This is a genomic window from Syntrophomonas sp. UBA1041 (assembly GCF_002316705.1).
Taxonomy (GTDB): domain Bacteria; phylum Bacillota; class Syntrophomonadia; order Syntrophomonadales; family Syntrophomonadaceae; genus DTU019.
Genome location: NZ_DCEA01000028.1, coordinates 4,511 through 5,338 on the forward strand (window position 1 = coordinate 4,511; position 828 = coordinate 5,338).

The 828-nt window shown below is 49.3% G+C and carries 2 protein-coding genes; one reads left to right on the forward strand and one right to left on the reverse strand.

Annotation, left to right across the window (positions count from 1 at the left end):
• On the reverse strand, window positions 1-175 hold a 175-nt coding region (locus tag B2633_RS05130), incomplete at its 3' end, for a helix-turn-helix transcriptional regulator (protein WP_483169590.1).
• 235 nt (window positions 176-410) lie between these two features.
• Between B2633_RS05130 and B2633_RS05135 the strand changes: the two genes are divergently transcribed.
• Window positions 411-828, forward strand: a 418-nt coding sequence (locus B2633_RS05135; protein ID WP_483169589.1) for a dihydrofolate reductase family protein, incomplete at its 3' end; no start/stop codon positions are given.

Sequence of the window (828 nt, forward strand, 5' to 3'; positions counted from 1 at the left end):
AATAGCCTACACCCGCTTCAGAGCCTAGCGGTATGCCGGCGGCTTCAAGCGCCCTGATATCCCGATACACGGTCCGGATGCAAATACCGAATCGCTGGGCCAACTCTTGGGCCGTAACGATTTTTTTGGATTGAAGATGAATGAGCATCGCCGCTAGTCTGTCTACTCTATTCATGATGGGCCTCCTGGTGGCACATTAATATACCAAATATAACGAGGCGAATAGCAAAACAGACAACATGGTCTAAGCTCCGCCTCGTTGCAGCGGTGTGTTGAAACTGCTTGGCAGTTTCTTCCGATGCTAAAAGAAATTATAGCATAAAAGAAAGACGAGATTCTAACCTGCTGACATAAGGCTGTCACTTTGCCCAGGTATACTAATACCAAAAACACGCCAGGGAGGTAATTTCATGCGACCAAAAATTGTTATGCACGCGCAAATAAGCTTGGATGGCTGCGTGCGCGGTTTTATTGACACGGGCGTCTATTACGCCGTTGCCAACCGCTTCAATGCGGACATGGTGCTGTTTGGCAGCGAAACAGTTTATACTGCGGCTGAACATTATCCGCCCGAGACAGAAAAAGCGTTTAAGAAACCGACAGACAGGCCGGATGACCAAAGGCTGAGGTGGGTGGTGCCGGACAGCCGCGGAAGATTGCGGAACCTGCATGTTTTCAGGGATTCGGAGTATTGTAAAGACATTATTGTTCTGGTATCCGCATCCACGCCCCCATCCTATCTGGAGTATCTGCGCGAGCGCAATTACGATTTTATTGCTGCCGGGGACGATCACGTGGATTACGCTCAAGCGCTCGAAGTCTTATATA